This is a genomic window from Streptomyces sp. NPDC107575 (assembly GCF_055657265.1).
This window is the reverse complement of sequence record NZ_JBVKBG010000005.1, coordinates 483,674-508,805: the sequence shown is the minus strand read 5'-3', so window position 1 is coordinate 508,805 and position 25,132 is coordinate 483,674. Positions and strand designations below refer to the sequence as shown.

General features: G+C 70.5%; 23 protein-coding genes. 17 read left to right on the top strand and 6 right to left on the bottom strand.

Annotated elements, in window-relative coordinates:
• Nucleotides 1-30: 30 nt before the first annotated feature.
• The gene (locus tag ACZ7L4_RS27055; RefSeq protein ID WP_472106461.1) at nucleotides 31-1,335 is read right to left on the bottom strand and encodes a DUF2254 domain-containing protein; all 1,305 of its coding nucleotides are present in this window, start codon (nucleotides 1,333-1,335) and stop codon (nucleotides 31-33) included.
• A gap of 118 nt (nucleotides 1,336-1,453) precedes the next feature.
• The gene (locus ACZ7L4_RS27050) at nucleotides 1,454-2,323 is read right to left on the bottom strand and encodes an EamA family transporter (RefSeq protein ID WP_472106459.1); all 870 of its coding nucleotides are present in this window, start codon (nucleotides 2,321-2,323) and stop codon (nucleotides 1,454-1,456) included.
• A 70-nt stretch (nucleotides 2,324-2,393) separates the two neighbouring features.
• On the opposite strand from ACZ7L4_RS27050, the gene ACZ7L4_RS27045 reads away from it, so the two are divergent.
• From ACZ7L4_RS27045 to ACZ7L4_RS27015, 7 genes are all read left to right on the top strand, one after another.
• Entirely contained in the window at nucleotides 2,394-2,981 is a 588-nt protein-coding gene (locus ACZ7L4_RS27045; RefSeq protein ID WP_472106457.1) for a CGNR zinc finger domain-containing protein, read from the top strand.
• Nucleotides 2,982-3,048: 67 nt separating this feature from the next.
• Nucleotides 3,049-3,873, top strand: a complete 825-nt coding sequence (locus ACZ7L4_RS27040) for a DeoR/GlpR family DNA-binding transcription regulator (protein ID WP_450811167.1) — start codon at nucleotides 3,049-3,051, stop codon at nucleotides 3,871-3,873.
• A 112-nt stretch (nucleotides 3,874-3,985) separates the two neighbouring features.
• The gene (locus tag ACZ7L4_RS27035) at nucleotides 3,986-5,095 is read left to right on the top strand and encodes an alcohol dehydrogenase catalytic domain-containing protein (RefSeq protein ID WP_472106455.1); all 1,110 of its coding nucleotides are present in this window, start codon (nucleotides 3,986-3,988) and stop codon (nucleotides 5,093-5,095) included.
• Complete coding sequence (locus ACZ7L4_RS27030) at nucleotides 5,092-6,426, top strand: MFS transporter (protein WP_472106454.1); 1,335 nt, start codon at nucleotides 5,092-5,094, stop codon at nucleotides 6,424-6,426. The genes ACZ7L4_RS27035 and ACZ7L4_RS27030 overlap by 4 nt, the downstream gene beginning before the upstream one ends.
• A gap of 74 nt (nucleotides 6,427-6,500) precedes the next feature.
• The gene (locus tag ACZ7L4_RS27025) at nucleotides 6,501-8,255 is read left to right on the top strand and encodes a dihydroxyacetone kinase family protein (protein ID WP_472106452.1); all 1,755 of its coding nucleotides are present in this window, start codon (nucleotides 6,501-6,503) and stop codon (nucleotides 8,253-8,255) included.
• Nucleotides 8,252-8,755, top strand: a complete 504-nt coding sequence (locus ACZ7L4_RS27020) for a ribose-5-phosphate isomerase (protein WP_450811171.1) — start codon at nucleotides 8,252-8,254, stop codon at nucleotides 8,753-8,755. Before ACZ7L4_RS27025 ends, ACZ7L4_RS27020 begins: the two co-directional genes overlap by 4 nt.
• A 323-nt stretch (nucleotides 8,756-9,078) precedes the next feature.
• Nucleotides 9,079-10,683 carry a peptide ABC transporter substrate-binding protein gene (locus ACZ7L4_RS27015; protein ID WP_472106450.1) on the top strand — a complete coding sequence of 535 codons (1,605 nt, stop codon included), beginning with the start codon at nucleotides 9,079-9,081 and terminating at the stop codon, nucleotides 10,681-10,683.
• Here the strand turns inward: ACZ7L4_RS27015 and ACZ7L4_RS27010 are convergent.
• Complete coding sequence (locus ACZ7L4_RS27010; protein WP_472106448.1) at nucleotides 10,673-11,437, bottom strand: FadR/GntR family transcriptional regulator; 765 nt, start codon at nucleotides 11,435-11,437, stop codon at nucleotides 10,673-10,675. The genes ACZ7L4_RS27015 and ACZ7L4_RS27010 overlap by 11 nt on opposite strands.
• A gap of 350 nt (nucleotides 11,438-11,787) precedes the next feature.
• Between ACZ7L4_RS27010 and ACZ7L4_RS27005 the strand changes: the two genes are divergently transcribed.
• From ACZ7L4_RS27005 to ACZ7L4_RS26975, 7 genes are all read left to right on the top strand, one after another.
• A complete protein-coding gene (locus ACZ7L4_RS27005; RefSeq protein WP_472106446.1) occupies nucleotides 11,788-13,317 on the top strand; it encodes an AfsR/SARP family transcriptional regulator in 1,530 nt (509 codons plus the stop codon).
• 85 nt (nucleotides 13,318-13,402) lie between these two features.
• Nucleotides 13,403-14,998 (top strand): peptide ABC transporter substrate-binding protein, encoded by a 1,596-nt coding sequence (locus ACZ7L4_RS27000; protein WP_472106445.1) that lies wholly within the window; start codon nucleotides 13,403-13,405, stop codon nucleotides 14,996-14,998.
• 28 nt (nucleotides 14,999-15,026) lie between these two features.
• The gene (locus ACZ7L4_RS26995; protein ID WP_472106443.1) at nucleotides 15,027-15,953 is read left to right on the top strand and encodes an ABC transporter permease; all 927 of its coding nucleotides are present in this window, start codon (nucleotides 15,027-15,029) and stop codon (nucleotides 15,951-15,953) included.
• Nucleotides 15,946-16,839 (top strand): ABC transporter permease, encoded by an 894-nt coding sequence (locus ACZ7L4_RS26990; RefSeq protein ID WP_472106441.1) that lies wholly within the window; start codon nucleotides 15,946-15,948, stop codon nucleotides 16,837-16,839. Before ACZ7L4_RS26995 ends, ACZ7L4_RS26990 begins: the two co-directional genes overlap by 8 nt.
• A gap of 8 nt (nucleotides 16,840-16,847) precedes the next feature.
• On the top strand, nucleotides 16,848-17,891 hold the full coding sequence (locus ACZ7L4_RS26985) for an ABC transporter ATP-binding protein (RefSeq protein ID WP_472106439.1): 1,044 nt from the start codon (nucleotides 16,848-16,850) through the stop codon (nucleotides 17,889-17,891).
• On the top strand, nucleotides 17,888-18,931 hold the full coding sequence (locus tag ACZ7L4_RS26980; protein ID WP_472106438.1) for an ABC transporter ATP-binding protein: 1,044 nt from the start codon (nucleotides 17,888-17,890) through the stop codon (nucleotides 18,929-18,931). The genes ACZ7L4_RS26985 and ACZ7L4_RS26980 overlap by 4 nt, the downstream gene beginning before the upstream one ends.
• Nucleotides 18,932-19,000: 69 nt before the next feature.
• Nucleotides 19,001-20,047, top strand: coding sequence for a YncE family protein (locus ACZ7L4_RS26975; protein WP_472106436.1), 1,047 nt, complete (start codon nucleotides 19,001-19,003; stop codon nucleotides 20,045-20,047).
• 17 nt (nucleotides 20,048-20,064) lie between these two features.
• Here ACZ7L4_RS26975 and ACZ7L4_RS26970 read toward each other — a convergent pair whose 3' ends face one another.
• Complete coding sequence (locus ACZ7L4_RS26970; RefSeq protein ID WP_472106434.1) at nucleotides 20,065-20,361, bottom strand: ribosomal protein L7/L12; 297 nt, start codon at nucleotides 20,359-20,361, stop codon at nucleotides 20,065-20,067.
• An 84-nt stretch (nucleotides 20,362-20,445) separates the two neighbouring features.
• On the opposite strand from ACZ7L4_RS26970, the gene ACZ7L4_RS26965 reads away from it, so the two are divergent.
• Nucleotides 20,446-21,651, top strand: coding sequence for a cytochrome P450 family protein (locus ACZ7L4_RS26965; RefSeq protein WP_472106432.1), 1,206 nt, complete (start codon nucleotides 20,446-20,448; stop codon nucleotides 21,649-21,651).
• A 142-nt stretch (nucleotides 21,652-21,793) separates the two neighbouring features.
• A complete protein-coding gene (locus ACZ7L4_RS26960; protein WP_472106430.1) occupies nucleotides 21,794-22,339 on the top strand; it encodes a hypothetical protein in 546 nt (181 codons plus the stop codon).
• 36 nt (nucleotides 22,340-22,375) lie between these two features.
• On the opposite strand, the gene ACZ7L4_RS26955 is transcribed toward ACZ7L4_RS26960, so the two are convergent.
• Entirely contained in the window at nucleotides 22,376-22,966 is a 591-nt protein-coding gene (locus tag ACZ7L4_RS26955) for a CGNR zinc finger domain-containing protein (protein WP_472106428.1), read from the bottom strand.
• A 72-nt stretch (nucleotides 22,967-23,038) separates the two neighbouring features.
• Here ACZ7L4_RS26955 and ACZ7L4_RS26950 point away from each other — a divergent pair, with 72 nt between their 5' ends.
• Nucleotides 23,039-24,166 (top strand): SufS family cysteine desulfurase, encoded by a 1,128-nt coding sequence (locus ACZ7L4_RS26950; RefSeq protein ID WP_472106426.1) that lies wholly within the window; start codon nucleotides 23,039-23,041, stop codon nucleotides 24,164-24,166.
• Between the two features lie 34 nt (nucleotides 24,167-24,200).
• Here ACZ7L4_RS26950 and ACZ7L4_RS26945 read toward each other — a convergent pair whose 3' ends face one another.
• Complete coding sequence (locus ACZ7L4_RS26945) at nucleotides 24,201-25,106, bottom strand: phosphotransferase family protein (RefSeq protein ID WP_472106424.1); 906 nt, start codon at nucleotides 25,104-25,106, stop codon at nucleotides 24,201-24,203.
• Nucleotides 25,107-25,132: the final 26 nt, after the last annotated feature.

The window sequence follows — 25,132 nt, the reverse complement described above, 5'->3', positions numbered from 1 at the left end:
ACGACGGCTCGGACGACGGCATGCGCACGGTCACCCGATCCCCTGCCGATCCGGCTCCGCGGCGAACAGCCGTCGCTCGGGGTCGGGGAAGGCGCGTTCCACGTGCTGCGCCAGGCGTTCCCGGTAGCCCGCCAGCACCGCGCGCCGCTCCGGCGGGGCGAGGACCTCCAGGTCCCGCAGGAGTGCGGCGAATCGCCGTGTCACCTGCGGCGCGGGGCCGCAGTGCAGCAGCATCTCCTCGCACCCCAGGACCACCAGGTCGTCCCACGAGGGGGAGAGCTCGACCAGCCGGACGACGCCAGCCCTGTCGCGGTGCTCGATGTTTCCCCACGGCGCGCGCACGCAGGCGGTGAGGACGACGTGAATCCGGTCGAGCACCTGCACGGCGGTGGTGGGGTCGTTGACCGAACCGGACAGCGCCCGCAGCCCGATGTCCACGAGCTGCCGAAGCCCGAAGGCCACGTCCTCCGCCGAACCGCGCTCGCTGCCGGTGCGGATGTGCCGCCGAAAGCGTTCCGGCCGACGCACCGCCGCGTTCTCCGTTTCGTGCACCACGAAAAGCGGACTGCCCGGTACGAGATAGTCCCCGGTACGGGCCAGCAACCGCAGCCGGCATTTACTTCTGCGCGCTTCTTTGACCAGTGCTTTCCTGTGGAATCCGATCAGTACGCCCGGGAGCGCCTCGTGAAATACTTCGTGTTCCGCGGCGCGGTCCTCCTCGGGGCAAGGCTCCTGTGCCCGGCTCAGCCCCTGGACCAGGCGCACGCTCTTGAGTGTTTCCCGCATGAGCAGGTCGATGACCTCGGTCAAGCGCATGAGACGCAGCGTGTGCTGCACGTACGCGATGAAGGCCAGGACGCAGCAGGTCACCAGCACCATGGTGAAGAAGCCGGAGAGGAAAGGGACGAAGACGTCCTTCCGGCCCCGCTGGTCCTCGACCCGCAAAGACAGATACCGCACCACGAGCGTGTAGAAGAAGGTCCCCAGAAAGAGCGCCAGGGCGGTTTTCGTCACCCGGCTCTGCATGAACAGACGCACCACGCGTGGCGTGAGGTTCTCGGCGGCCATCTGAACCGCGACCAGGGTCAGGGAGAAGACCACACCGATGAAGGTGAGCATGGGCGGCCCGACCGATTCGATGACCGCCTTGCTCGGATCGCGGAATGCCTGGAAATCCGGGTCGTTCCCGATTGTCGGTGTCGAGGAAAGGATCTGGTCCATTACGGTGGTGACGATTCCCCATACGCCACCCGCGAGAAATCCCAGCAGCGGTACGAGCAGGGAGAACCGTGGCACATGAGAAGTCGCGTTGAGCCGCCATCTCTGCGGCCGCATCACCCGCCACCTGCCCCTCTCCAAAGCCAGCCGGTTTCAGAAACGTATCCCGGGCAAGATCGGGCCGCACATCGGAATTGAGGGGCTGGGGAACTGAGGGGGGCTGGGCTTCAGTACTTCACCGGGCTGCCCTGCGCACCGACCACACACCGGCCGCGACGATCAGCGCGGCCGCCCCCAACTGCCGCCCGGTCAACTCCTCGTCCAGCAGCACGAAACCGACCCCCGCGGCCACCGCGGGGCTCAGTGCGAGCAGCACACCGAAGGCTCGGGCGTCGATGCGGCGCAGCACCGTCATGTCCAGCGCGTACGGGATCAGCGAGGACAGCAGTGCCACGAGGAGCCCGGTGAACAGGACGGGCGGGTGGGCCGCCACCCGGTGGCCGTCGGTGACGGCGGTGACCGGGGTCAGCACACAGGCGCCGACGGCCAGCGCCAGCGTCAGGCCCGTCCAGTCGGGGAACAGATGGCCGACCCGGCGGCTCAGGACCACGTACCCGGCCCGGCACACCGCGGCGGCGCCGCCCAGGAGGAGCCCGGCGGCGGGCAGCGAGGCGCCCGGTGCCGCCAGCAGCAGTACGCCCGCCAGAGCCAGCAGTGCCACCACGAGATGCTCGACCCGGCGGGACAGCGCGATCGACAGGGCCAGCGGGCCGAGCAGTTCGAGCGTCGCGGCCACACCGATCGGGAGCCGGCTGATGGCCTGGAAGTAGGCCAGGTTCATGGCCGCGAGGACCAGACCGAGCGCGACCGCCGCGCGCCACTGAGCGGCCGTGATGCCCCGCAGCCGGGGCCGGACGAGCAGCCAAAAGATCACGGCGGCGAAGCACAGCCGCATCCCGGCCACCGCCGTGGGGCCCACGGAGGCGTACGCGCTCTTCGCCACGGCGGAACCCACCTGGAGGCTGGCGATCTGGGCGAGCATCAGCGCCGGTGCCGCCGTGGCTCCGCGCGACCGCGGGCGTGGACTCTCCACCGTCGTGTCCATCCGCGTCCTCCGCACGCTCGGTGCCGGCGCCTTCGGCACGGCCCGCGACACACGGTGCTGTAATGCCCTTATGCACTTCAACCATTACGGCGGCGAAGCCGCCCGGCTCGCGGCGGACCTGGTCAACCTGACGGAGCCGCCGCGCCCCGAGACCCTGGAGACACTGCTCGCCGCGCACGGCGTCGTGAACCGCGCACTCACCACCGCGCAGACCGAGTCGATCTGGGACTGGAGCCGCCGCCTGGCCGTGTGCTTCGGGCGGCAGGACCTCGAGGAGCGGTGCCACGCGGTCAACGAACTGCTCGCGGACGCGTCGAGCAGCCCCCGGATCTCCCTGCACGACGGCCGCCCCCACCTGCACTACAGCGCGATCGGCGCCGACGCGGCCGCACACATCCGCGCCGTCACCGCCGCCGGACTCGCCTACGTCATCTGCTCCGCCGACGCCGGCCGGCTGGGCCGCTGCGCGCGCCGCGGCTGCGCCCTGGCCTTCGTCGACACCTCCCGGGGCGGCCGCCGTGCCTACTGCTCGGTGCGCTGCGCCAACAACGACGCCGTGGCCCGGCACCGCGAGCGCGACCAGGCATCACGAGGCGGAACCGGCCGGGCATCACAAGGCGGAACCAGTCAGGCATCACAAGGCAGAACACATTCCTAACACGAGGGGTGTTGTGTTTGAGGGGTTCGCTGTTAGCTTGTCGGGCAGTGGCAGGAAGGGAAACGCCGTGAGCACCGATGAACTCCCCACGGGATCGGCCGAGTTGCTGAGCCCGCAGGCGCGCCAGGAGCGCATCCGCGACCGGGTCCTCGAGCTGGGCTCGGCCCGCATCGAGGACCTGGCGCGCGAGCTGGGGGTCAGCGTGATGACCATCCACCGCGACCTGGACCGCCTCGCCGACGAGGGGTGGCTCCGCAAGACACGCGGGGCGGCCACGGCTCAGCAGTCCGTGCTCTTCGAGAGCAACGTCCGCTACCGGACGACGCAGCAGGGCGAGGCGAAGAAGGCGCTGGCCGGCGCCGCCCTGGAGCACATCGACCGGGGCCAGGCGATCCTGCTGGACGACAGCACCACCTCGCTCGCCCTCGCCCGCGCGCTGCCCGAGAGCGGACCGCTCACCGTCATCACCAACTTCCTCGCCATCGTCAACGCGCTGGCGGGACGGCCCGGCATCGAGCTGATCTCGCTCGGCGGCAGCTACGACCCGCACTACGACGCCTTCCAGGGCATGGCGACCTGCGACCACATCAAACCCCTGCGCGCCGACACCGTGTTCATCTCGACGTCGGCGGTCGCGGACGGCCACTGCTACCACCAGTCGCAGGAGGCGATCCTGGTCAAGCGGGCGCTCCTGGAGGCCGCCCAGCGCCGGATCCTGCTCGTCGACCACACCAAGTTCCGGAAGCGGGCGCTGCACCGGGTCGCCCCGCTCTCCGACTTCGACCTCGTGATCGTCGACGACCGCATCTCCGCGGCCGAGTTGGAAGCGCTGCGCGAGGACGGCGTCACCGTGCAGGTCGCAGCCCTGCGCCCGGGAACACCCGAGGCCTGAGCCACCCGAACCACACACCAACACCGCGAACCCACCGGATCCATCCCCACACGGATCCGTGTCCCCAACCGCATCTCATCTGCGCAAGAGCCGACTGCCAATGGAGGTAGTAGTGATCAGTGTGCCGAAGCGAATGCAGGCCGTGGTCGTCCACGGGCCCGAGGACTATCGCCTCGAAGAGGTCGATGTCCCCACACCGGGACCCGGCGAACTGCTGTTGCGGACCGAGGCGGTGGGGGTGTGCGCGAGCGATCTCAAGTGCTACCACGGCGCCCCCAAGTTCTGGGGCGACGAGAACCGTCCGGCGTGGGCGCAGCGCGGCATCATCCCCGGTCACGAGTTCGTGGGCGTGGTGGCCGCCGGTGAGGACGCCGCCCTCGCGGCCCACGGGGTGCAGGTCGGCGACCGCATAGCCTGCGAGCAGATCGTGCCCTGTGAGGAGTGCCGCTACTGTCGGCGCGGTCAGTACTGGATGTGCGGCCCGCACGACATGTTCGGCTTCCGCAACCACCACGGCGCCATGGCGCAGTACATGGTGGTTCCGCCCAAGGCCCGCGCCCACAAGGTCTCCCACGACCTCAAGCCGCACCACGCCGCGTACGCGGAGCCGCTGTCCTGCGCGCTGCACGCGGTGGAGCGCGCCGACATCCACTTCGAGGACGTCGTGGTGGTCGCCGGCTGCGGCCCCATCGGCCTGGGCCTGATCGCGGGCGCCCGCCAGAAGAACCCGCTGAAGATCATCGCGCTCGACCTGGACGACAACAAGCTCGAACTGGGCCGCCGCACGGGCGCCGACATCGTCCTCAACCCGGCCAAGGAGGACGTCGTCGCCCGCGTCAAGGAGCTCACCGACGGCTACGGCGCCGACGTCTACCTGGAGGGCACCGGCGCGACGCCCGCCGTCGCGCAGGGCCTCAACCTGCTGCGCAAGCTGGGCACGTACGTCGAGTACTCGGTCTTCGGCTCGGACGTCACGGTCGACTGGTCGATCATCTCCGACGACAAGGAACTCGACGTCCGCGGCGCCCACTTGGGCCCGCACTGCTGGCCCGCCGCGATCCGCCTCCTGGAGGAGGGCAAGGTGCCGGTCGACGACATCTGCACCCACCAGTTCGGCCTGCGCGACTTCCAGAAGGCGCTCGACCTGGTCGCGGACACCTCCGGCGCCTCCGTGAAGGTGTCGATCCTGCCCAACGCCGAGGCCGACGCGGTGGCCTCGTGACGGCCGCGGCCGCAGGGCCCGCGAAGGCCCACGAGACCCGGCTCGACCGCATGGGCATACCCCACTCGCTGCGCTGGGGCTTCGTCGCCGTCCTGGTCTTCATGACCGGCAACGGCACCGAGTCCAACTTCATCGCCCCGCACATCGAGCACGTCCTGGGCAGCACCACCGCGACGGCCAGCACCATCATCTCCATGTACGGCGTGTCCGTGCTGGTCGGCAGCTATCTGTCCGGCGCCCTCACCGACCTGTGGGGCCCGCGCCGGGTCATGCTCCTCGGCACCGTCGTGTGGGTCGTCTTCGAGGTGCTGTTCCTGGCGGGGCTCGCCGCCGGCAGCATGCCGATGGTCTTCCTCACCTACTTCCTGCGCGGCTTCGGCTATCCGCTGTTCGCCTTCGCCTTCCTGGTGTGGGTGAACCTCGTGTCGCCGAAGGAGCGCAACGGCGCGGCCGTCGGCTGGTTCTACGTCATGTTCACCGGCGGACTGCCCACTCTGGGCTCGCTGTTCGCGCTCGGCATGATCCCGGCGTTCGGTGGCTCGACCGGCGGCGAGACCGGCGCCATGGCGGCCTCCACCGCCCTGGTGGTCATCGGCTTCCTGATCGCCCGGTTCGCTGTCAAGGAGCCGCACGGCTCGCAGCGCGTGGCGCCGGCCGACAAGTCCGCCTTCGAAGTCCTCTCCGCAGGACTGCGCTTGACGGCACGTCAGCCCAAGGTCCTGATGGGCTTCCTCGTGCGGCTCATCAACACCGCGCCCCAGTACGGCATGTTCATCATCCTGCCCGGTGTCATCGCGGACGACCGGGGCTGGGGACAGAGCCGCTGGCTCACCATGACCGTCCTCGTCTACGCGACGAACATCCTGGTCAACGCCCTGTTCGGCGCCATCGGCGACCGCTGGGGCTGGCGCCGCACCGTGCAGTGGTTCGGTGTGTTCGGCTCCTCCGTCGGACTGCTCGCCTGGTGGTACGTGCCGCAGCTGGTGCCCGCCGGTTCCACCTGGGGCTTCTGGGTGTCCGTCGTCGCGGGCTGCGTGTTCGGCTGCCTGCTCGCCGGGTTCGTACCGATGGGCGCGATCATGCCCGCGCTCGTCCCGGCCGAGTTCAAGGGCGCGGCCATGGCCATGTACACCACGGCGGCCGGAGGTGCCTCGTTCCTCGGCTCCGCGGTCGTCGCCGCCGTCCTCTCGGTCGGCCTCGGCAATGCCGGAGTGGTGTGGGCGTTCGTCGTCCTGTACGGCGCGGCCTTCGTGATGGTCTCGTTCCTCAACGTCCGTCAGAGCGAGCCGAGTTCGGAGGAGGAGCGGGCCGGAGCCGTCATGGCCCGCTGAACCCGCCCACTGGGCCTGCCGGCCCGACCGCGTACCGACGCGACGCACCGTAGTAGTTCTTGGAGGTACCCCTCGTGACCAGACTCTTCGACGACCCGGCGAACTTCGCCGAGGACCAGCTGGCCGGCTTTCTCGACCTGTACGCGGACCGGTTGCGCGGAGTGCCCGGAGGCGTCGTCGCACACCGCGGCGAGCACCCCCAGGTGGCGGTCGTCATCGGCGGCGGCTCGGGACACTACCCGGCCTTCTGCGGAACGGTAGGACCGGGCATGGCCCACGGCGCCGTGGTGGGCAACATCTTCACCTCGCCGTCGGCCACCCAGGTCTACTCGGTGGCGAAGGCCGCCGACCAGGGAAGAGGCGTGATCCTCAGCTTCGGCAACTACGCCGGGGATGTGCTGAACTTCCGGATCGCCGCCGAGCGGCTGTGCGCCGAGGGCATCGACACCCGGATCGTGATCGTCACCGACGACGTGGCGTCCGCCGAGGAGGAGGGCAAACGCCGCGGCATCGCGGGCGACTTCACGGTCTTCAAGGTCATGGGCGCGGCGGCCGCCGAGGGCCTCGACCTCGACGAGGTGGAACGCCTCGGCCGCGCCGCCAACACCGCGACGCGCAGCCTGGGCGTGGCCTTCTCCGGCTGTACGTTGCCGGGCGCGGGGGAGCCGCTCTTCGAGGTCCCCGAGGGACACCTGGGCCTCGGCCTCGGCATCCACGGCGAGCCGGGCATCGAGGACGTACCGATGCTGAAGGCCGACGAGCTGGCGGCGCTGCTCGTGGACCGCCTCCTTGAGGAGACACCTCCCACCGCGGGCCGCCGGGTGGGCGCGATCCTCAACGGCCTCGGCGCCACCAAGTACGAGGAACTCTTCCTCCTCTGGGGCCGGGTGTCCGCACGGCTGCGGGAGCGCGGCATCGAGATCGTCGACCCCGAGGTGGGCGAGCTGGTGACCAGCCTGGACATGGGCGGCTGCTCCCTGACCCTGATGTGGCTGGACGAGGAGTTGGAGCCGCGCTGGCGCGCCGACGCCTACACCCCGGCGTACCGCAAGGCTCACGCCCCGCTGTCCGACCTGCGCGCCGCCGACGCGAACGACGCCGCGGCGTCGGTGACGGAGATCCCCCAAGCATCCCCGGCGGCCCGCGAGTTGGCCGACGACATACGCACAGCACTGTCGACGATCCACCGCACGATGGTGGACAACGAGGAGGAGCTGGGCCGCATCGACGCGGTCGCCGGAGACGGCGATCACGGCCGCGGCATGGTCCGCGGCGCCCGGTTCGCCGCCGAACGGGCCGAACGGGCGAGCCGGGACGCGGGTGCCGGATGGCTGCTGCGGCAGGCGGGCCAGTCCTGGGCCGAGTACGCGGGCGGCACATCGGGCGTCCTCTGGGGCGCGGCGCTGGAGGCGTTCGGTCGCGCACTGGACGACGAGGCGGACGCGTACACGGCGGCCGATGTCACCACCGGCGTACGGGCGTTCACCGACGCCATCGGTGACCTGGGCCGGGCGGCACCGGGCGACAAGACGATGCTCGACGCCCTGCTCCCGTTCGCCGACACCCTGCAACGCGCCACGGACTCGGGCCTCGACCCGGCCGAGGCCTGGCGCACGGCGGCCGAGGCGGCAACGGCCGCCGCGGAGGCGACGAAGGACCTGCGCCCCAAGGTGGGCCGGGCCCGCCCCCTCGCGGAGCGCAGCCTCGGCACCCCCGACGCGGGAGCGACCTCCTTGGCCCTGATCGTGACGGCGCTGACCAAGCCGCCGCACACACAGGGACAAGGACAGGCACACGAACAGAACCGACAAGGAGTGACAACGGCATGACGGACCGGCTGCGTCTGGTCGTCGGCTGCGACGACGCCGGCTTCGAGTACAAGGAACGCATCAAGGCCGACCTCCAGGCCGACGACCGCGTCTCCGAAGTGCTCGACGTCGGCGTGCAGGCCGACGGCACGACCGCCTACCCGCACATCGGCGTGGCCGCGGCCCGCCTCGTCGCCGAGGACCGCGCCGACCGCGCCCTGCTCATCTGCGGCACGGGCCTCGGCGTCGCGATCTCCGCCAACAAGGTCCCCGGCATCCGCGCGGTGACCGCCCACGACGCGTACTCCGTGGAACGCTCGGTGAAGAGCAACAACGCGCAGGTGCTGTGCATGGGCCAACGCGTCGTCGGCCTGGAACTGGCCCGCAAACTCACCTCCGAGTGGCTGCGCCACCGCTTCGACCCGGCCAGCTCCTCGGCGGAGAAGGTGGCGGCACTGAGCCGCTACGAGACGGATCCCGGTGGGGAGCTTCCGGAGGGGGTGAGCTTCACGGAGTGCTGAGGTGGGGGCGGGCGGTGACGTCCGGGCGGCGCGCGATGGACGCCGAATGGACGTCACCAGGCGTCCCACGCCACCCGCGCCTTCGGCACTGAGCTGACGTTGCGTGACGCAACGGTCCCTTCGATGCCCCCTCCCACCCGAGTCATCCGAAATCTCCTCGCGGACAGTCAACGTACGCGGAACCTGCCACCGCAGACACCGGGTTCGGGGGTGCCCGCCCCTCCTTGACGTGTCATCGGACGCCTCCCTACCGTCGCCGCCCGTTCACCAGATGTCGACGTGGCGGGGGCACGGGCCCGTTCCGTCACCCGCGAGGAGCTTCGATGAGACGAACGCGCAGCGTCGGTGGTGCGGTGGCGGCCGCGGCCCTGGCACTCTCCCTGGCTGCCTGTTCGGGCGGCTCCGGAGGCTCGGACGGCACGGGCGGCGGAGCCGGGAGCAGACACCTCACCATCGGCACCAACTCCGAGGTGCCGCACCTGATTCCGAACAACGACCTCGGTGCGACCGGCATCCAGATCGAGTCCGCCCTGTGGGCCCCGCTCACGCAGGTCGACCCGAAGGACGGCCACCTGCGCAACGTGGTCGCCGACTCGATCAAGTCCACGGACGCCAGGACCTGGACCATCAAGATCAAGCCCGGCTGGACGTTCACGAACGGCGACAAGCTCACCGCGAAGTCCTTCGTGGACACCTGGAACTACACCGCGTACGCGCCGAACGGCTTCGCCAACAACGGCTTCTTCCAGCGGGTCGAGGGCTACGAGGCGCTCAACCCGGCGAAGGGCGAGCCCAAGCGCGACACGCTCTCCGGACTGAAGGTCATCGACGACCTCACCTTCCGGGTGAAGCTGAAGCAGCCGTTCTCGCCGTACCCTTCGACCCTCAGCTATCTCGGTGTCGCGGCGCTCGCCCCCGAGGTACTGAAGGATCCGCAGAAGTACACCCACAAGCCCATCGGCTACGGGGCCTACAAGCTGGACGGCGCCTGGAAGGCCGGCCAGCCGGTCAAGCTCGTCCGCAACGAGGGCTACAAGGGTGGGAACGCCCCGCAGGCCGAGTCGATCACCTTCCGGTTCTTCGCCAACCCGGAGACCGCCTACAACGAGTTCCTCGCGGGGAACCTCGACTTCGCCCCGCTGCCGGCCTCGAAGATCGACACGTACAAGCAGGAGGCCGCCGGCCGGTATCTGCAGACCAAGGCGGCCGTGGGCGTCGGCCACCTGGTCCTGCACGTCAACGTGAAGCCGTACGACAAGCTCAAGGTGCGCCGGGCGCTGTCCCTCGCCCTGGACCGCGCCGCTCTCGCCAAGGTGAAGCCCGGCACCGTACCGTCGAAGTCCTTCACACCGCCGAGCATCGCGGGCCATCGCGACAACACCTGCCCCGACTGCACCCTGAACGTGGCCAAGGCGAAGAAGCTGCTGAGCGAGGCGGGCGGCTTCCCCGGAGCGCTGAAGATCTACTACGCCACCGACGACCCCGGCAGCCAGGTCTACGCGGAGGCGCTGGGCAACATGTGGCGCCAGAACCTCCACATCAAGGTGAAGTACGCGGGCCAGCCGGGCAGCGAGATCGGCAAGCTGGACGACGCGGGCAAGCTCGACGGCATCCGCATCCAGGGCTGGGGGCACGACTACCCGTCGATCGAGGACTACCTCACCCCGCTGTTCGCCTCCTACGGTGACATCAACACCGGCAACTACGACAACCCCGAGGTCGACAAGGGTCTCGCCAAGGCGAACGCCATCGCCGACCAGCAGCAGGCGATCAAGGCGTACCAGAAGGTGGAGGACATGGTCGCCGCGGACATGCCGGTGATCCCGCTGTCCCTGTCCCGTACCGTCTATCTGCACGCGCAGGGCGTCGAGCCGCTGAACTCCGCCTACGCGGGCGTCGACCCGATCAGGTCCACCTTCACCCGCTGACCGGTCCGGCGAGGTCCGGCCCCGCACCGTCCCGCGTCGTGGCCGGTGCGGGGCCGCTCGCGCCCTCGGGCCCGCCGATCGCCGGCATCAGCTCGCGCAACCAGCGCTCGGCCTGGGCCACATGTGCGTGGGCCGCGCAGGTCGCCGCGGCCGGGTCGCGGTCGGCGATGGCCCGGGTCAGCTCCCGGTGACCCTCGTCGCTGCGGCGCCGCAGGTGCGGGCCCTCGGGCAGCGTGAAGAGCTGGTACTTGCGGGAGCGGGCGCGGAAGACCGAGATCAGCGCGGCGAGCGTCGGGTTCGCGCCGATCCGCGCGATCTCGCAGTGGAAGTCGTGGTCGAGCGCCGAGGCCTTGTCCGGGTCCTCCGTCGACTCCATCGCCTCGACCAGGGAGTTGAGGATGCGAAGGTCCTCATCGGTGCGGCGCGCTGCCGCACGCGCCGCGGCGTGCCCCTCCAGCAGCCGCCGGATCTCGTACATCTCGAGCAGACCGGCCAGGGGCAGCAGATCCACCGTGAGGGACAGGCTGCCGATCAGATCCTGCGGGCGCAGCCCGGAGACGTAGGTCCCGGAGCCGTGCCGGGGCTCGATCACCCCCAGTGCCGCGAGCATGCGTACCGCCTCCCGCAACGGGCCCCGGGAGACGCCCAGTTCGGCGCACAGGTCGGCTTCGGTCGGCATCCGCTCGCCGGGCCCCAGACGCTCCGTGGCGATCATCTGGCGCAACCCGTGGAACGCCTTCTCCACTGCCGACATCGGTTTCCTCCCCCTGGGTCCGGCGCGGTCCGCTGCACATCCGGCACGGCGCCGACGTTCGGAGCACTGTAGCCAGCCGGCGAGTCATCGTATGACTTCAACTCCGGTCGATGGGTGGCACATTGAATGCCGAGCAAGAGGGGTTGTGCGGCTGGCGGGCACCTGCCAAGATTCCCGCATTCATCATATGACTCCTTGGTCCAGAGTGAGTCACGAGTGATGACGCATGCGGTGATCCGCTGCCCTGCGGGCGGTCGGAGCGCCGTGTCCTACCGGTTCCGCCGCCGGTGTCGCCCCGTGGCACCGGCGCGAGGCGCCGCGCCTGTCCGTCAGCAGGGAGGGAGTAGGGCATGGAAACGCTTGGCACCGGACAGCGGGACGTCGTGCGCTACGAGGTCCTCGGTCCGGTCCGTGCGCTGCGGGCCGGAGCCGGGCTCCGTCTCGGCACGCCCCAGCAACTGGCGCTGCTCGCGGTGCTGTTGCTGCACGGCGGACGGCCGGTGGAACGGCATGAACTGACCGCCGCCCTGTGGGGCGAGCGCCCTCCGGCCGGCGCCCACGGACTCCTCGCGACCTACGCGGCGCGCCTGCGCAAGGTCCTCGAACCCGACCGCCCGCGCCGCACCTCACCCCGCGTCCTCGTCACCCACAACACCGGGTACGGGATCGAACTCGGGCGCGACGACCTCGACCTGTGGCGCTTCGAGGACGCCGTGGCCGAGGCCCGCGGGGCCCGTCGCCACCGCGATCTCGACGCCGCCAGGTCCGGATACGAGCGGGCGCTGGCCGCTTGGACGGGGGAGGAGGCCCTGGCGGGCACGGCCGCCCCGTTCGTCGAGGCGGAGCGGCTGCGGCTCGGCGAACTGCGGCTCGCCGCCCGGCTCGAACATGCCGAAGTGCTGCTGGAGGACGGGGCGTCCGAGGAGCCCGTCGAGGTACTGAGACCCCTGGCCCGCGCCCACCCGCACCACGAGCGGCTGCACACCCTGCTGATGCTCGCCCTCCACCGCGGCGGCCGGACCGGGCAGGCACTCGAGGTCTACCAGGACATCCGGCGGGCCCTGCTCGGCGAATTCGGTGTCCCGCCGGGCCCGCGCCTGGCCCGTATGCACGAGCGGATCCTCGCCGCCGACCCCTGGCTGCTGCACCGCGCCGCCAGTGCGCCCCTCGCCCCCGCCCAACTGCCGCGGGACATCGCCGACTTCTCCGGACGCGCGAGCGAACTCGGCCGACTGCGGAACCTGCTGACCGCACACCACGGAGGAGTGGCCGGCCCCAGCGTCCTGGTCACGGGTCCGCCCGACGTCGGCAAGTCCGCCCTCGCGGTACGTGTCGCCCACCAGGTCGCGCCCCGCTTCCCGGACGGCCAGCTCTACGCGGAGCTCGGTGGCGCCACCGGGAGCCCGGCCGACCCCGCCGATGTGCTGGGTCGCCTCCTCGTCGACCTGGGCGTGCCCGCCGCGGAACTGCCCGACGGAGCCGCACACCGTGCGGCCCGCTTCCGCACCCTCACCGCACGGCGCCGCCTGCTGCTCCTGCTCGACGACGCCCACGACGAGGCGCAGGTCCGGCAGTTGCTGCCGGGAGGACCGGGCTGCGCGGTGCTGGTCACCAGCCGGTCCCGCCTCGCCACGCTGCCCGGGCGGTCCGCCGTACCGCTGTCCTTTCTGCGCGAGGAGGAGTCCCTGCGCATGCTGACCCGGGTGGCCGGCGCCGACCGGGTCGCCGCGCAGCCGGCCGCGGCCCGCGCCCTGGCCCGCGTCTGTGCGGGCCGTCCACTGGCCGTTCGGGCGCTGGGCGCGCGCATCGCGGACGCGGGCGCGGCGGAACTGCCGTTACTGGCGGACCGGTTGGCCTCGCCCGGCTCGCGCGCGGGCTGAACCCCGCCGGTCCTCGCCGCCGCGAAACATCTGCGGCCCACGCACCCGAGACACCCGCACACCCCGAGACACCAAGGAGAAGCGCATGCGTCGATCTCGTCATGCGGCCCACGCCGTCACCGCCCTCGCGGTGGCCGTCGCCGCCAGTGCCTGTTCGTCCGGGAGCGGCTCCGACGACGGCGCCTCGGGCGGCCGGAAGTCCGTCGTCGTGGCCTCGAAGAACGAGATACCGGCCATCAACCCGGCCAAGGACAACAGCTCCACCAGCATCCAGCTGGCCTGGGCCATGTGGGCCCCGCTCACCGACCTCGACCGGAAGAGCGGCAAGCTCAAGTACGTCGTGGCCGACTCGGTGACCTCGAAGGACGCCAGGACCTGGACCATCAAGCTCAAGCGGGGCTGGACCTTCACCAACGGCGAGAAGCTGACCGCCAAGGCCTTCGTCGACACGTGGAACTACACGGCCTACGCCCCCCACGGCTACAAGAACAACGGCTTCTTCAGCCGTATCAAGGGCTACGACGACCTCAATCCGGCGAGCGGCAAGCCCAAGAAGACAACGATGTCGGGCCTGAAGGTGATCGACGACCTCACCTTCCGTGTCACGCTCGACAAGGCCTTCTCCCCGTATCCGACGACGTTGATGTACTACGGCTCCGTCGCGCTCGCCCCCGAAGTGCTCAAGGATCCCGACGCCTACGACCACAAGCCGATCGGCTACGGGCCGTACAAGCTGAAGTCCCAGTGGAAGGCGGGGCAGCCGGTCGTCATGGTCCGCAACAAGAAGTACCCGCTCAAGGGCCCGGACGCGGACCAGCTCACCTACCGGTTCTTCTCCAACCCGGAGACCGCCTACAACGAGTTCCTCGCGGGCAACGTCGACTACACCATCGTCCCGGACACCAAGGGCGACACCTACAAGAAGGACGCACCCGGCAAGGGCGCGGTGTCCAAGGCCGCGGTCAACATGACCTACCTCGTACCGCCGGTCAACTCCGGCGCGTACAAGGACCCGAAGGTGCGCCGCGCCCTGTCGCTCGCCCTGGACCGCAAGACACTCACCAAGCTGCGCGCGGGATCCTTCCCCGCCACCTCGTTCACCGCGCCCTCGCTGCCCGGATACCGCGAACACACCTGTGACGCCTGCATGTTGGACGTGGCCAAGGCCAAGCAGCTCCTGAAGCAGGCGGGCGGCTTCCCGGGCACGCTGAAGATGTATTACAACAGCGACGACCCCGGGCAGCGGGTCTTCGCCGAGGCGCTGGGCAACATGTGGCGGCAGAACCTCGGCATCAAGGTCGCCTACGTCGGCAAGCCCGCCATCGACCTCGGAGCCCTGTTCAGCAAGGGCAGGATCGACGGCATGTACCTGGCCGGCTGGGGCCACGACTACCCGTCCATCGAGGACTGGCTCACCCCCATCGTCGGCAGCCACGGCGACGTGAACGGCGCCCGCTACAGCAACCCCGCCCTCGACAAGCTGATCGACGAGGGCAACGCGCTCGCCGACCCGGCCGCCGCCATCAAGAAGTACCAGGCCGCCGAGGACCTGGAGGCCGAGCAGATGCCCATGATCCCGCTGTACCACAAGCCGGACGCCTATCTGCACGCCCCCGGGGTCGAGCCGCTGGACTCCCCGTACGCCGGACTCAATCCGGTCTGGTCGACCGTCTCCCGCTGAACTCCCCGACACCACAAGGAGATCCACGATGTTCAGGTATGCGCTCCGGCGCCTGATCATCATGGTGCCGATCGGGATCATCGTGACGTTCATCGTCTACGCGATGGTGTTCGCCCTGCCCGGCGACCCCATACAGGCACTGTCCGGCGACAAGCCGCTCGCCCCGTCGGTCATCGCGGCCAAACGCGCCTACTACCACCTCGACGATCCACTGTTCTCCCAGTACCTGCACTTCATGGGGAACCTGCTGCAGGGCAATCTGGGCCAGACCTTCGACGGTCAGGACATCGGCGAACAGCTCGCGCTGCGCTGGCCGGTCACCCTCCAGCTCGGTCTTACCGCTCTCGCCATCCAGACCGTCTTCGGCCTGCTGTTCGGCATCTACGCCGGCTGGCGGCGCGACGGGCTCGTGGACCGGGCACTGCTCGGCGCCACCCTCGCGGTGCTTGCCGTGCCCGGACTCGTCGTCATGTTCTTCGCCCAGTCCCTGTTCAGCGTCCAGCTCGGCTGGTTCCCCGTCTCCGGCAGCGCCGACGGCTGGCCCACCAGCTATCTGCTGCCCGCCACCGTCCTCGGTGTGCTCGGCTTCGCCGGCCTCGCCCGTATCACCCGCACCAGCCTCGTGGAGGTGGCGGGCGCCGACTTCGTGCGCACCGGCCGCGCGAAGGGACTGTCCCCGCAGCGGATCCTGTGGCGGCACGTGCTGCGCAACGCCCTGCTCCCCGTGATCACGTACATCGGGCTCGACCTGGCCGGCACGCTCGGCGGCGCGATCATCACCGAGGGCATCTACAACCTCAACGGCATCGGCCAGTTCATGTTCCGCTCCATCGGAATGAAGGAGGGCGGAGTCGTCGTCACTCTCTCCACAGTCCTGCTCATCGGCTACATGGTCGTCAACCTGATCGTCGACCTGCTCTACGGCCTCCTCGACCCGCGGGTGCGTCATGTCTAGCCCCGCCCTGGTCGCGGCGACCGAGACCGAGCCGACCGCGGAGGACGCCCCGGCGGGCGCCGCGGTCCTGCGCGAACTGCTGCGCAAGCCGCGGTTCGTCCTGTCCGGTGTGGTGATCCTCGTCATCGTGGCGATGGCGGCCTTCCCACGCCTGTTCACCTCCGCCGATCCCACCGCCTGCAATCTGCGCCACAGCAAGGTCGGGCCGTCCGCGGCGCACTGGTTCGGCTACGACATCCAGGGCTGCGACTACTTCGCCAACGTCATCTACGGCGCCCGCCCGTCGGTTCTGGTCAGTGTCTCCGTCAGCCTCGTCGGCTTCGTGGTGGCCTGCACCCTCGGCATGCTCGCCGGATACTTCCCGGGTTTCGTCGACGGCCTGGTCTCCCGCACCGCCGACGTCCTGTTCGCGCTGCCCGGGCTCGTCGCGATGATCGTCATCCTGCAGGCCTTCTCGGCCCGTTCGGTGTGGACCATCGCCTTCGTGATCGTGCTGCTCGGCTGGCCCGCCGGGATGCGGCTGATGCGGTCCACGGTGCTGTCCGTGCGCAGTCGCGAGTACGTGCTCGCCGCCCGGGTGCTGGGGGCGACCGCCCCGCACATCCTGCGCAAACACATCTTCCCCAACTCCGTGGCGCCGCTGCTCTCGCTCACCACCCTCTCGGTCGGTGTCGCCGTCGGCACCGAGGCCGCGCTCACCTTCCTGGGGATCGGGCTGCAGCCGCCGACCATCTCCTGGGGCCTGCAGATCGCCATCGCCGCCTCCTACCGAGACGACATCCACCTGTTCCTCTTCCCCGCGCTGTTCCTCACGCTGACGGTGATGTCCTTCATGATGATGGGCGACACCGTGCGGGACGCGCTCGACCCGAAGCTGCGGAGGTGAGCGCGGACATGACCGCCACCGACACCGCCGACCGGGCCGCCCCGCTGCTCGAAGTCACCGACCTCACCGTCGAGTTCGACACCCAGGGCGGCACCCTGCGCGCCGTCGACGAGGTCTCGTGGACGCTGCGCCGCGGCAAGACCCTCGTCGTCCTCGGCGAGTCCGGTTCCGGCAAGAGCGTCTCCACCCAGGCCATCACCGGAATCCTGGACACCCCACCCGGACGGGTCCGCGCGGGCAGCGCGCTCTTCGACGGCCAGGACCTGATCGCGATCCCCGAGAAGGAACGCCGCCGGATCATCGGCAGCCGCATCTCGCTCGTCTTCCAGGACGCCCTGTCCGCCCTCAACCCCGTGCACACGGTGGGCCGACAGATCGCCGAGCTGTACCAGGTGCACCGCGGCACGTCCCGCAAGGACGCCATGCGCGGGGCCGCCGAGATGCTCGACCGGGTCGGCATCCCCAGCGCCCGCGCGCGGGTGCGCGACTACCCGCACGAGTTCTCCGGCGGCATGCGCCAGCGCGTCATGATCGCCATGGCGCTCGCGCTCGGCCCCGAGGTGCTCATCGCCGACGAACCGACCACCGCGCTCGACGTCACCGTCCAGGCCCAGATCCTCGAACTCCTGGAGGAGATCCAGCAGGACAGCGACATGGGAGTCGTCCTCATCACCCACGACCTGGGCGTAGCCGCCGAGATCGCCGACGACCTCGTCATCATGTACGCGGGCCGGGTCATCGAATCTGGCCCCACGCCGCTCGTCCTCGGTGACCCGTCCCATCCCTACACCCAGGGTCTGCTGCGCTCGATGCCGTCGAGCGAGATGAAGGGCCTCGAACTGCCCGCCATCCCCGGCACCCCGCCGAACATGCTGCGCCTGCCCACCGGCTGCCCCTTCAGGCCGCGCTGTTCCAAGGCGATCGACCTGTGCGCCACCGAACGCCCCGAGCTGCGTGACCTGTCGAGCGACGGCCCGCGCAAGGCGGCCTGCCACCTCGCGGACACCCTCGACACCACGGAGTCCCCCTCACTGGCCGGAGGCGCCTCATGAGCGACGTACTCCTCCAGGCGACAGGCCTGGCCAGGCATTACGACACCGCGCCCCGGCTGCGGCCCGGGCGCGCCAAGTCCCTGGTCCGTGCCGTCGACGGCGTCGACCTCGAACTGCGCAAGGGGGAGTCCCTCGGCATCGTCGGCGAGTCCGGCTGCGGCAAATCGACCCTGCTGCGCCTGCTGTGCGCGCTCGAGCGGCCCACCGCCGGCAGCCTCACCTTCGACGGCCAGGACGTCGGCCGACTGCGCGGCGCCGCACTGCGCCGCTGGCGGCGCCGGGTCCAGGTGGTGTTCCAGGACCCGTACGCCTCGCTCAACCCACGCATGCGCGTACGCGACATCATCGGAGAGGGGTACGACGTCCATCCCGACGCCGTACCGAAGCAGGGGCGCCGCCGCCGGGTCGAGGAACTCCTCGAACTGGTCGGCCTGGAGCCCGCGCACGCCGACCGCTTCCCGCACCAGTTCTCCGGCGGCCAGCGCCAGCGCATCGGCATCGCCCGCGGCATCGCGCTCGGCCCCGACGTGCTCCTGTGCGACGAACCGGTCTCGGCACTCGACCTGTCCGTACAGGCCCAGGTGGTCAACCTGCTGCTGCGCCTGCAACGGGAGCTGGGCCTCGGCCTGGTCTTCGTCTCCCACGACCTCGGCGTCGTCCGCCATGTGTCCGACCGGATCGCGGTCATGTACCTGGGCAAGGTGGCCGAGTACGCGGACGCCTCCCGCCTCTACGAACGCCCGGGCCACCCCTACACCCAGGCCCTGCTCTCCGCGGAACCCTCCCTCGACCGGATCCGCACACCCGACGCCCCGCGCCGCCGCCGCATCGTCCTCGCGGGCGACCCGCCCTCTCCGGTCAACCCGCCGTCGGGGTGCCGATTCCACACACGGTGTCCGGTGGTGCGGGACGTGTGCCGACAGGTGGAGCCGGAGCTCGTCCAGGTGGACGGCCGGTTGTCGGCGTGTCACTTCGCGGGGGAGCTGCTCGGGGCGGACGGCGGGGCGGTGAACGCACTGGGTGCCGGGCGGGAGGGGTGACGCATGACGATTGTATTAGGTTAGCCTTGCCTAAATTTTACTCGATGGATCGGCAGGGATACCGCACCCATGTCCTCACCCAACAGACGCGCCCACCGCACCACGGCGACCACCGTCGCCCTGGCGGCCTGTACCGCCTTCACCCTGGTGGAGCCCGCCGCCGCGGCCGGATCGAGGCTCAAGTCCGCGCCGCTCGCCCCCGGCCTGTACCAGTCTGCGTACTCCGAGAGGAACGACGCGCTCTGGGCGACCAGTTCGGTGGGGCAGCCGCCCGCGCCGGTCACGGATTCGCGGTTGGTGCGGCTCGACCCGGACACGCTGGAGGTGGAGGCGAGCTTCCCGGTGCCGCTCGACGAAGGTGACGGCACCGTCGAAGCCGCCTACGGCATCGACGTGGACGACGAGCACAACACGGTGTGGGTCACGAACACCCGCAACGACAGCGTCGCCGTGTACAGCCAGAGGACGGGGCGCCACCTCGCGACCGTCCCCGGCGTCGCGCACGCCCGCGAGATCGTCGTCGACGAGAAGCGCGACACAGTCTGGGCCACCGCCTTCGGCACCGGTTCGATCGTCGGCTTCAACACCGTTACGTACGAGGAGACCCGGCGCGTCACCGTCGAGGGGGCGGGCCCGACGGGGCTCGCGGTCGACGAACGCACCGGCGCGGTCCACGCCGCCGACTTCACGCACGATCGCATCATCCGGATAGCCCCCGGCTCCTCCGAGCCGCGCCTCCTGCCCACCGGCGACGGCCCCCTCTCCATAGCTCTCTCCGCGAACGGCCGCACCGCCTACACCGCCGACCAGGGTGCGGGCGGTGTGTCGGTCGTCGACCTGCGCAAGGGGAAGGTCGTCAGGTCGGTGGCCACCGGGCAGGGCGCCAAGTCCCTGACCACGGTGGGGCGTTCGGCGCGCGTGCTGGTCGTCAATCGGCTCGACGACAGCGTGTCCGTCGTCGACACACGTTCCGGTGCCGTCAAGGAGACCATCGGCACCAACGCCCTCCCCAATCATGTGCACATGAGCGACGAGGACACCGCTTACGTCCTGGACAAGTCGGCCTCAGGGCCTCAGGGCGAGGACCATGTCACCCGGGTGGATGTGGCGCGCTGACATCGACGGCCGGGACGTCAGCGCAGGTCGGACTCGATGCGGTCGACCGCGTCCTTGGCCTCCTTGAGGCCCACGCCGGTCGCCTCGCGGTACGCCTTGACGGCGGGGATCTTCTTGCCGTCCCGCAGCAGCGCTCGTACGTTGTCGAGGCCCGGGCCGAGCGCGTCGGTCTCGATCCCCAGGTGTTCCATGATCAGGTCCAGCTTCCGCTCCACGCGGGCGGTCCTGCGGTCGGCGCGGTCGACCTTGCGCTCGACGGTGCCGGCCGTGATGAGCACTCCGACCAGGAGGATGAGTATCGCTGCGATGTCCATGATCCTTGATCCTAGGCAACGCGGAGGCTACGCGGATGACACGAACGGCACACGGACGCCCGTACGTCGTTGGATCCTGAGGGCATGACCGACCCGACCCAGGACCCCCGTTTCCTCAGGGACCCCTACCCGGCCCTGGCCGCCATGCGGGCCACCTGTCCCGTACGAGCCGTCCCGGCGGGCTCCGGTGGCCGCACCACGTACGTGGCCACCGGGTACAAGGAGGCCAGGGAAGCCCTCCACGACGCCCGGCTCTCGAAGGACACGGCCGCGTTCTTCGCGGGCAAGGAATCGCGGCGGCGCCTGCACCCCGCGGTCGCACACACCATGCTCGCGACCGACCCGCCCCGGCACACCCGCCTTCGCCGCCTGGTGACGAAGGCGTTCACGACCGGGGCCGTCGCGCGGCTGCGCCCGTTCATCGCCCGCGTCACCGAGGAACTACTGGACCAGTGGCACGCCGGTGAGCCGTTCGACTTCGTGGCCGGCCTGGCGGTGCCCCTGCCGGTCGCCGTCATCTGCGAGCTGCTCGGCGTGCCACCGGACGACAGGGGCGCCGTACGACGCTGGTCCGCGGAGCTGTTCGCGGCGGGGGAGCCCGATGTCATCGACGCGGCCTCGCACGCGATGGCGGAGTACATGGCGGGGCTGATCGACGCCAAGCGTCGCGACCCCGGCAGCTCCCTCCTGGACCGGCTCGTCGCCGCTCGCGACGGAGAGGACCGACTGAGTGAGGACGAACTGGTCTCCCTGGCCGTCCTGTTGCTCGTGGCCGGACACGAGACCACCACCCATGCCCTCGGCAACGCGGTCCTGGCACTGCTCCGGCACCCGGCCCAGCTCGACCGCCTCCGGCGCGCCCCGGACGAGATCCCCGGCGCCCTGGACGAACTCCTCCGCTACGACTCCGCGGTGAGCATGTCCACCTTCCGGTTCACCGCCGAAGCCTGCACGCTCGGAGGTACGCAAATCCCCGTAGGTGTACCGGTGTTGGTGGCGCTCGGTGCCGCGAACCGGGACCCGGCGAGGTTCCCGGAGCCGGACGAGCTCGATCTGGGCCGCGACGCCACCGCCCACCTCGCTTTCGGCCACGGCATCCACCGCTGCGTCGGCGCACCCCTGGCCAAGGCGGAGATGGAGATCGTGCTGCGAGCACTCCTGGCACGTCACCCTGGTCTCCGACTCGCTGTCCCCGAGAGCCAGTTGACATGGCGCCGCACCCGCCTCGTCCGGGGGCTGTCCTCACTTCCCGTCCTGGCCCCGCGAGCGCAGGGACCCACCATCGATTAACAGGTCGTACCGCTCCGCCCGCTCCAGTAAGGTCGGGATCTTCGGACGGCCGAGGCCGCTCCGGAGTCCCTGAAGGTACGGGTCCACGTCATGCATCCAGCCACCCAAATGGCGAGCCGTCGACGGGACGGATCACGGGGCGGTGCTGCGCCGCATCCTGCCGCAGTTCGCCGCGGCTCTGGTGGCCGGTCGTGTCGATGGGCTGTTCGGTCTTGAGGAGGCGGGCGGCTCGTTCGCCCGTGGCCACTGGCAGCGGTGGTCCGACGCGCAGGCCGGTGCCGTACGCGAGTTCCTGCACGCCTGGTGGGTGCAGAGCCTCACCGACCCGGAAGCCGCCGTCCCGGCACACCAGGTCATGGCGATGTGCGCCGAGGCGTCCGGCACGGTCACTCCCTGGCTCGCCGAGTGGGAGCGGCAGACCGGCGCCCTGTCTGACCGGCGGCTGGCGGAGGCCGCGGAGGAGTGGGAGTACGAGCTGCTGGGGGACCGGCTCCCGTGGTACATCAACTGGTACGAGAACGACGAGGATCGGATGTGCGCCGATTTGGCTGCCTGGCTCCACGGCCACGCCGCCGCGCGGCTCCGCGCCTTTGGTGCCTCGCAGGAAGTGGTGCACCGGATCGAGCTACTGTCCCTCACCGGCGACGACCGCTGGACGCATCGGCACTGGCCGGGCCACCGCTACTGACATCCGGGGTACCCACCTGAGGCGGGCCGCCCCGCGTCACCGCTGCTTGCGCGCCGCGTACGACCGCGCCGCCCGCACCCGGTTCCCGCAGCGCGTCGTGCACCAGCGGCGGGCGCCGTGTGAGCGCAGGAACCAGCGGGCGCAGTTCTGGGCGGCACATTCGGTGAGGCGGTCGGCCTCCGGGCCCACGAGGAGGTCGGTGGCGTCGTCGGCCAACTGGGAGAGCGCGGCGGCCACCGGATTGCCCGTGTCGGGGGAGTCGGCGCGGTGCGGGCCGGTGGCGGACCAGGCGAGTCGGGGTGTCGAAGGGGCCGCCGCCAGTGCCGAGTTGAGGATGTCGAGGGCGTCGGCGGGTGGTGATCCCGTGCCTTCCGCGCGGGCCTGCAGCAGTGTGCGTACGGACTCGCGCAGGCCCAGCAGTCGACCGTGCTGTCGCCCGTTCAGTGCCGTCCGGTCGGTCAGCAGCTCGTGCCGGACGAGCCACAGGTGTGTGGCCTCGGTGTCGTCGAGCAGGTCGACGGCGCCATGACTGACGTCGAACCGAGTGTTGACCAGGGCCAGCGAGAGGAATCGCTCCTCGCCGGGGACCGGGGGCTGGCGGAGATAGACGGGGTCGGCTTGATCCACGCCCTCATGGTAACGCTTGCGATTCTCCGTGAGAGTGCCTAACGTCCCTCACGTCAAATGAAACAAGAAACCGTGAGAGGTGGCCGGTCGTGGGCTTCGACGTCGACGCAGTGCGCAAGGACTTCCCGACTCCACCGCGGCACCCACCAGCTCGCCGACGAGGCCACCGAGGCCTACGAGAACGCCCGGCACACGGTCGCGGAGTTCATCGGCGCGGCGGACGACGAGGTCGTGTTCACCAAGAACACGACGGAGGGCATCAACCTCGTCGCGTACGCCCTGGAGAACGCCCGCCGGATCGGCCCCGGCGACCGCATCGTGGTGACGGAGATGGAACACCACGCCAACCTCGTGCCCTGGCAGCAACTGGCCGAACGCACGGGCGCGACCCTCGACTGGTTCGCCCTCACCGACGACGGCCGCCTCGACCTCGGCCGCGCCGACGAACTCCTCGACGAGCGCACGAAGGTCCTGGCCCTCACCCACCAGTCCAACGTCCTCGGTACCCTCAACCCCGTACGCGAACTCGCCGACCGCGCCCACGCGCACGGCACACTCGTCGTGGTCGACGGCGCCCAGTCGGTCCCGCACCGCCCCGTCGACGTCCACGAGCTCGGGGCCGACTTCCTCGCCTTCTCCGGCCACAAGATGCTGGGCCCCAGCGGTGTCGGCGTGCTGTGGGGCCGCCGCGAACTCCTCGCAGAACTACCGCCGTTCCTCACCGGCGGCTCGATGATCGAGGTCGTCGAGATGGACCGCTCCACGTTCCTCGCGCCCCCGCAGCGCTTCGAGGCCGGGGTCCCGATGGCGGCGCAGGCGGTGGGCCTCGCGGCGGCCATGGACTACCTCACGGCCCTCGACATGCACGAGGTGGCCGCGCACGAGGACCGCCTGACCGGACACGCCCTGCGACTCCTGGGCGAGATCCCCGGCCTCCACATCGTCGGACCTGCCGGCCTGCGCGACCGAGGCTCGGCCGTCTCCTTCACCGTGGACGACATCCACCCGCACGACATCGGCCAGATCCTCGACGAACGCGGCATCGCCGTCCGCGTGGGCCACCACTGCGCCCGCCCGATCGTGCGCCGCTATGGCATCCCGGCGACGACGCGGGCGTCGTTCTACGTCTACAACACCCATGCGGAGGTCGAGGCGCTGGCGGAGGGAGTCCGTGCGGCGCAGAAGTTCTTTGCCAGGTGACAGGAGGGGCGGCGGCGCCCCCGGTGTCACGCCGTCACACGGATGACATCAACCCCGTGACATAGGCATCCAGCCGCCGCCCCACCACCCACGTGGTCAGCTCGGTCCTCCCCGCCTCCCGCCACGGCCGCGCGACCACCTCCACCTCCTCCGAGAACGCCAGCGCGTCCCGCACCCGCCAGTACAGCCGGTCTTCCGGCGTCCCGGCGAGCACCCCACCGGCCTCCTCGTACGCGTCGGCGAACCGCTGCCCCCACTCCGGACCGTGCACCAGGGCCAGGTTGGTGCAGGTGTGCGCCACGTCGAGGTCGGCGGGGCCCCAAGAGGTCCCCGCCCAGTCGACGACGCCCGTGATCCGGGTCTCCGGCGCGTCGAACAGGACGTTGCCGAGATGGAAGTCCCGGTGCAGGAAGCGCCCTTCGTAGGGCGGTGCGGGCCCACGGATGACGTCGATGGCCGCGGCCCACGCGGCGGCGTCGGCTCCCTCGGGAACCACGACGGTGTCGGCGGTGGTCAACGCCTCGTACTTCGGCGGCAGTTCGGCGGGGCACACCTTGTGAATCGCCGCGAGCTGCCGCGCGAGCAACCGGACACGTGTCTCGAGCCCCTCGTCCGCGAGCAGCGTCCGCCCCGGCAGGCAGGTCATCAGGAGCGACGGATACTCGCAGTGCGCAGCGGTCGGATCGGTGGCGATCAGCCCGGGAGCCGGTACGTCGGCGGCGCCCGCGAGCACGGTCAGCGCGCCGCTCTCCCGTTCCAGCGCCTCCTCGGCACGATCCACGAAGAACGGATCGACGTAACTCCGCAGCACCAGCTCACGGCCGCCGCCACCGGGCCCGGCCACGGTCAGCCGCCGCATCTCGGCGGTGACACCACCGTGCAGCGCCTCGACACGAACGACCCGCTCGCCGTCCCCGAGCCCGCGCCGCACCCACGCCATCGTCAGCGGCCGGACAGTGGCATCCC

Excerpts from the sequence above, each read along its gene's own strand:
- ACZ7L4_RS27055 (WP_472106461.1), bottom strand. The coding sequence starts at position 1,335 with ATGCGGCCGCAGAGATGGCGGCTCAACGCGACTTCTCATGTGCCACGG.
- ACZ7L4_RS27050 (WP_472106459.1), bottom strand. The coding sequence starts at position 2,323 with ATGGACACGACGGTGGAGAGTCCACGCCCGCGGTCGCGCGGAGCCACG.
- ACZ7L4_RS27045 (WP_472106457.1), top strand. The coding sequence starts at position 2,394 with ATGCACTTCAACCATTACGGCGGCGAAGCCGCCCGGCTCGCGGCGGAC.
- ACZ7L4_RS27020 (WP_450811171.1), top strand. The coding sequence starts at position 8,252 with ATGACGGACCGGCTGCGTCTGGTCGTCGGCTGCGACGACGCCGGCTTC.
- ACZ7L4_RS27015 (WP_472106450.1), top strand. The coding sequence starts at position 9,079 with ATGAGACGAACGCGCAGCGTCGGTGGTGCGGTGGCGGCCGCGGCCCTG.
- ACZ7L4_RS27010 (WP_472106448.1), bottom strand. The coding sequence starts at position 11,437 with ATGTCGGCAGTGGAGAAGGCGTTCCACGGGTTGCGCCAGATGATCGCC.
- ACZ7L4_RS27005 (WP_472106446.1), top strand. The coding sequence starts at position 11,788 with ATGGAAACGCTTGGCACCGGACAGCGGGACGTCGTGCGCTACGAGGTC.
- ACZ7L4_RS27000 (WP_472106445.1), top strand. The coding sequence starts at position 13,403 with ATGCGTCGATCTCGTCATGCGGCCCACGCCGTCACCGCCCTCGCGGTG.
- ACZ7L4_RS26995 (WP_472106443.1), top strand. The coding sequence starts at position 15,027 with ATGTTCAGGTATGCGCTCCGGCGCCTGATCATCATGGTGCCGATCGGG.
- ACZ7L4_RS26990 (WP_472106441.1), top strand. The coding sequence starts at position 15,946 with ATGTCTAGCCCCGCCCTGGTCGCGGCGACCGAGACCGAGCCGACCGCG.
- ACZ7L4_RS26985 (WP_472106439.1), top strand. The coding sequence starts at position 16,848 with ATGACCGCCACCGACACCGCCGACCGGGCCGCCCCGCTGCTCGAAGTC.
- ACZ7L4_RS26980 (WP_472106438.1), top strand. The coding sequence starts at position 17,888 with ATGAGCGACGTACTCCTCCAGGCGACAGGCCTGGCCAGGCATTACGAC.
- ACZ7L4_RS26975 (WP_472106436.1), top strand. The coding sequence starts at position 19,001 with ATGTCCTCACCCAACAGACGCGCCCACCGCACCACGGCGACCACCGTC.
- ACZ7L4_RS26970 (WP_472106434.1), bottom strand. The coding sequence starts at position 20,361 with ATGGACATCGCAGCGATACTCATCCTCCTGGTCGGAGTGCTCATCACG.
- ACZ7L4_RS26965 (WP_472106432.1), top strand. The coding sequence starts at position 20,446 with ATGACCGACCCGACCCAGGACCCCCGTTTCCTCAGGGACCCCTACCCG.
- ACZ7L4_RS26945 (WP_472106424.1), bottom strand. The coding sequence starts at position 25,106 with ATGGCGTGGGTGCGGCGCGGGCTCGGGGACGGCGAGCGGGTCGTTCGT.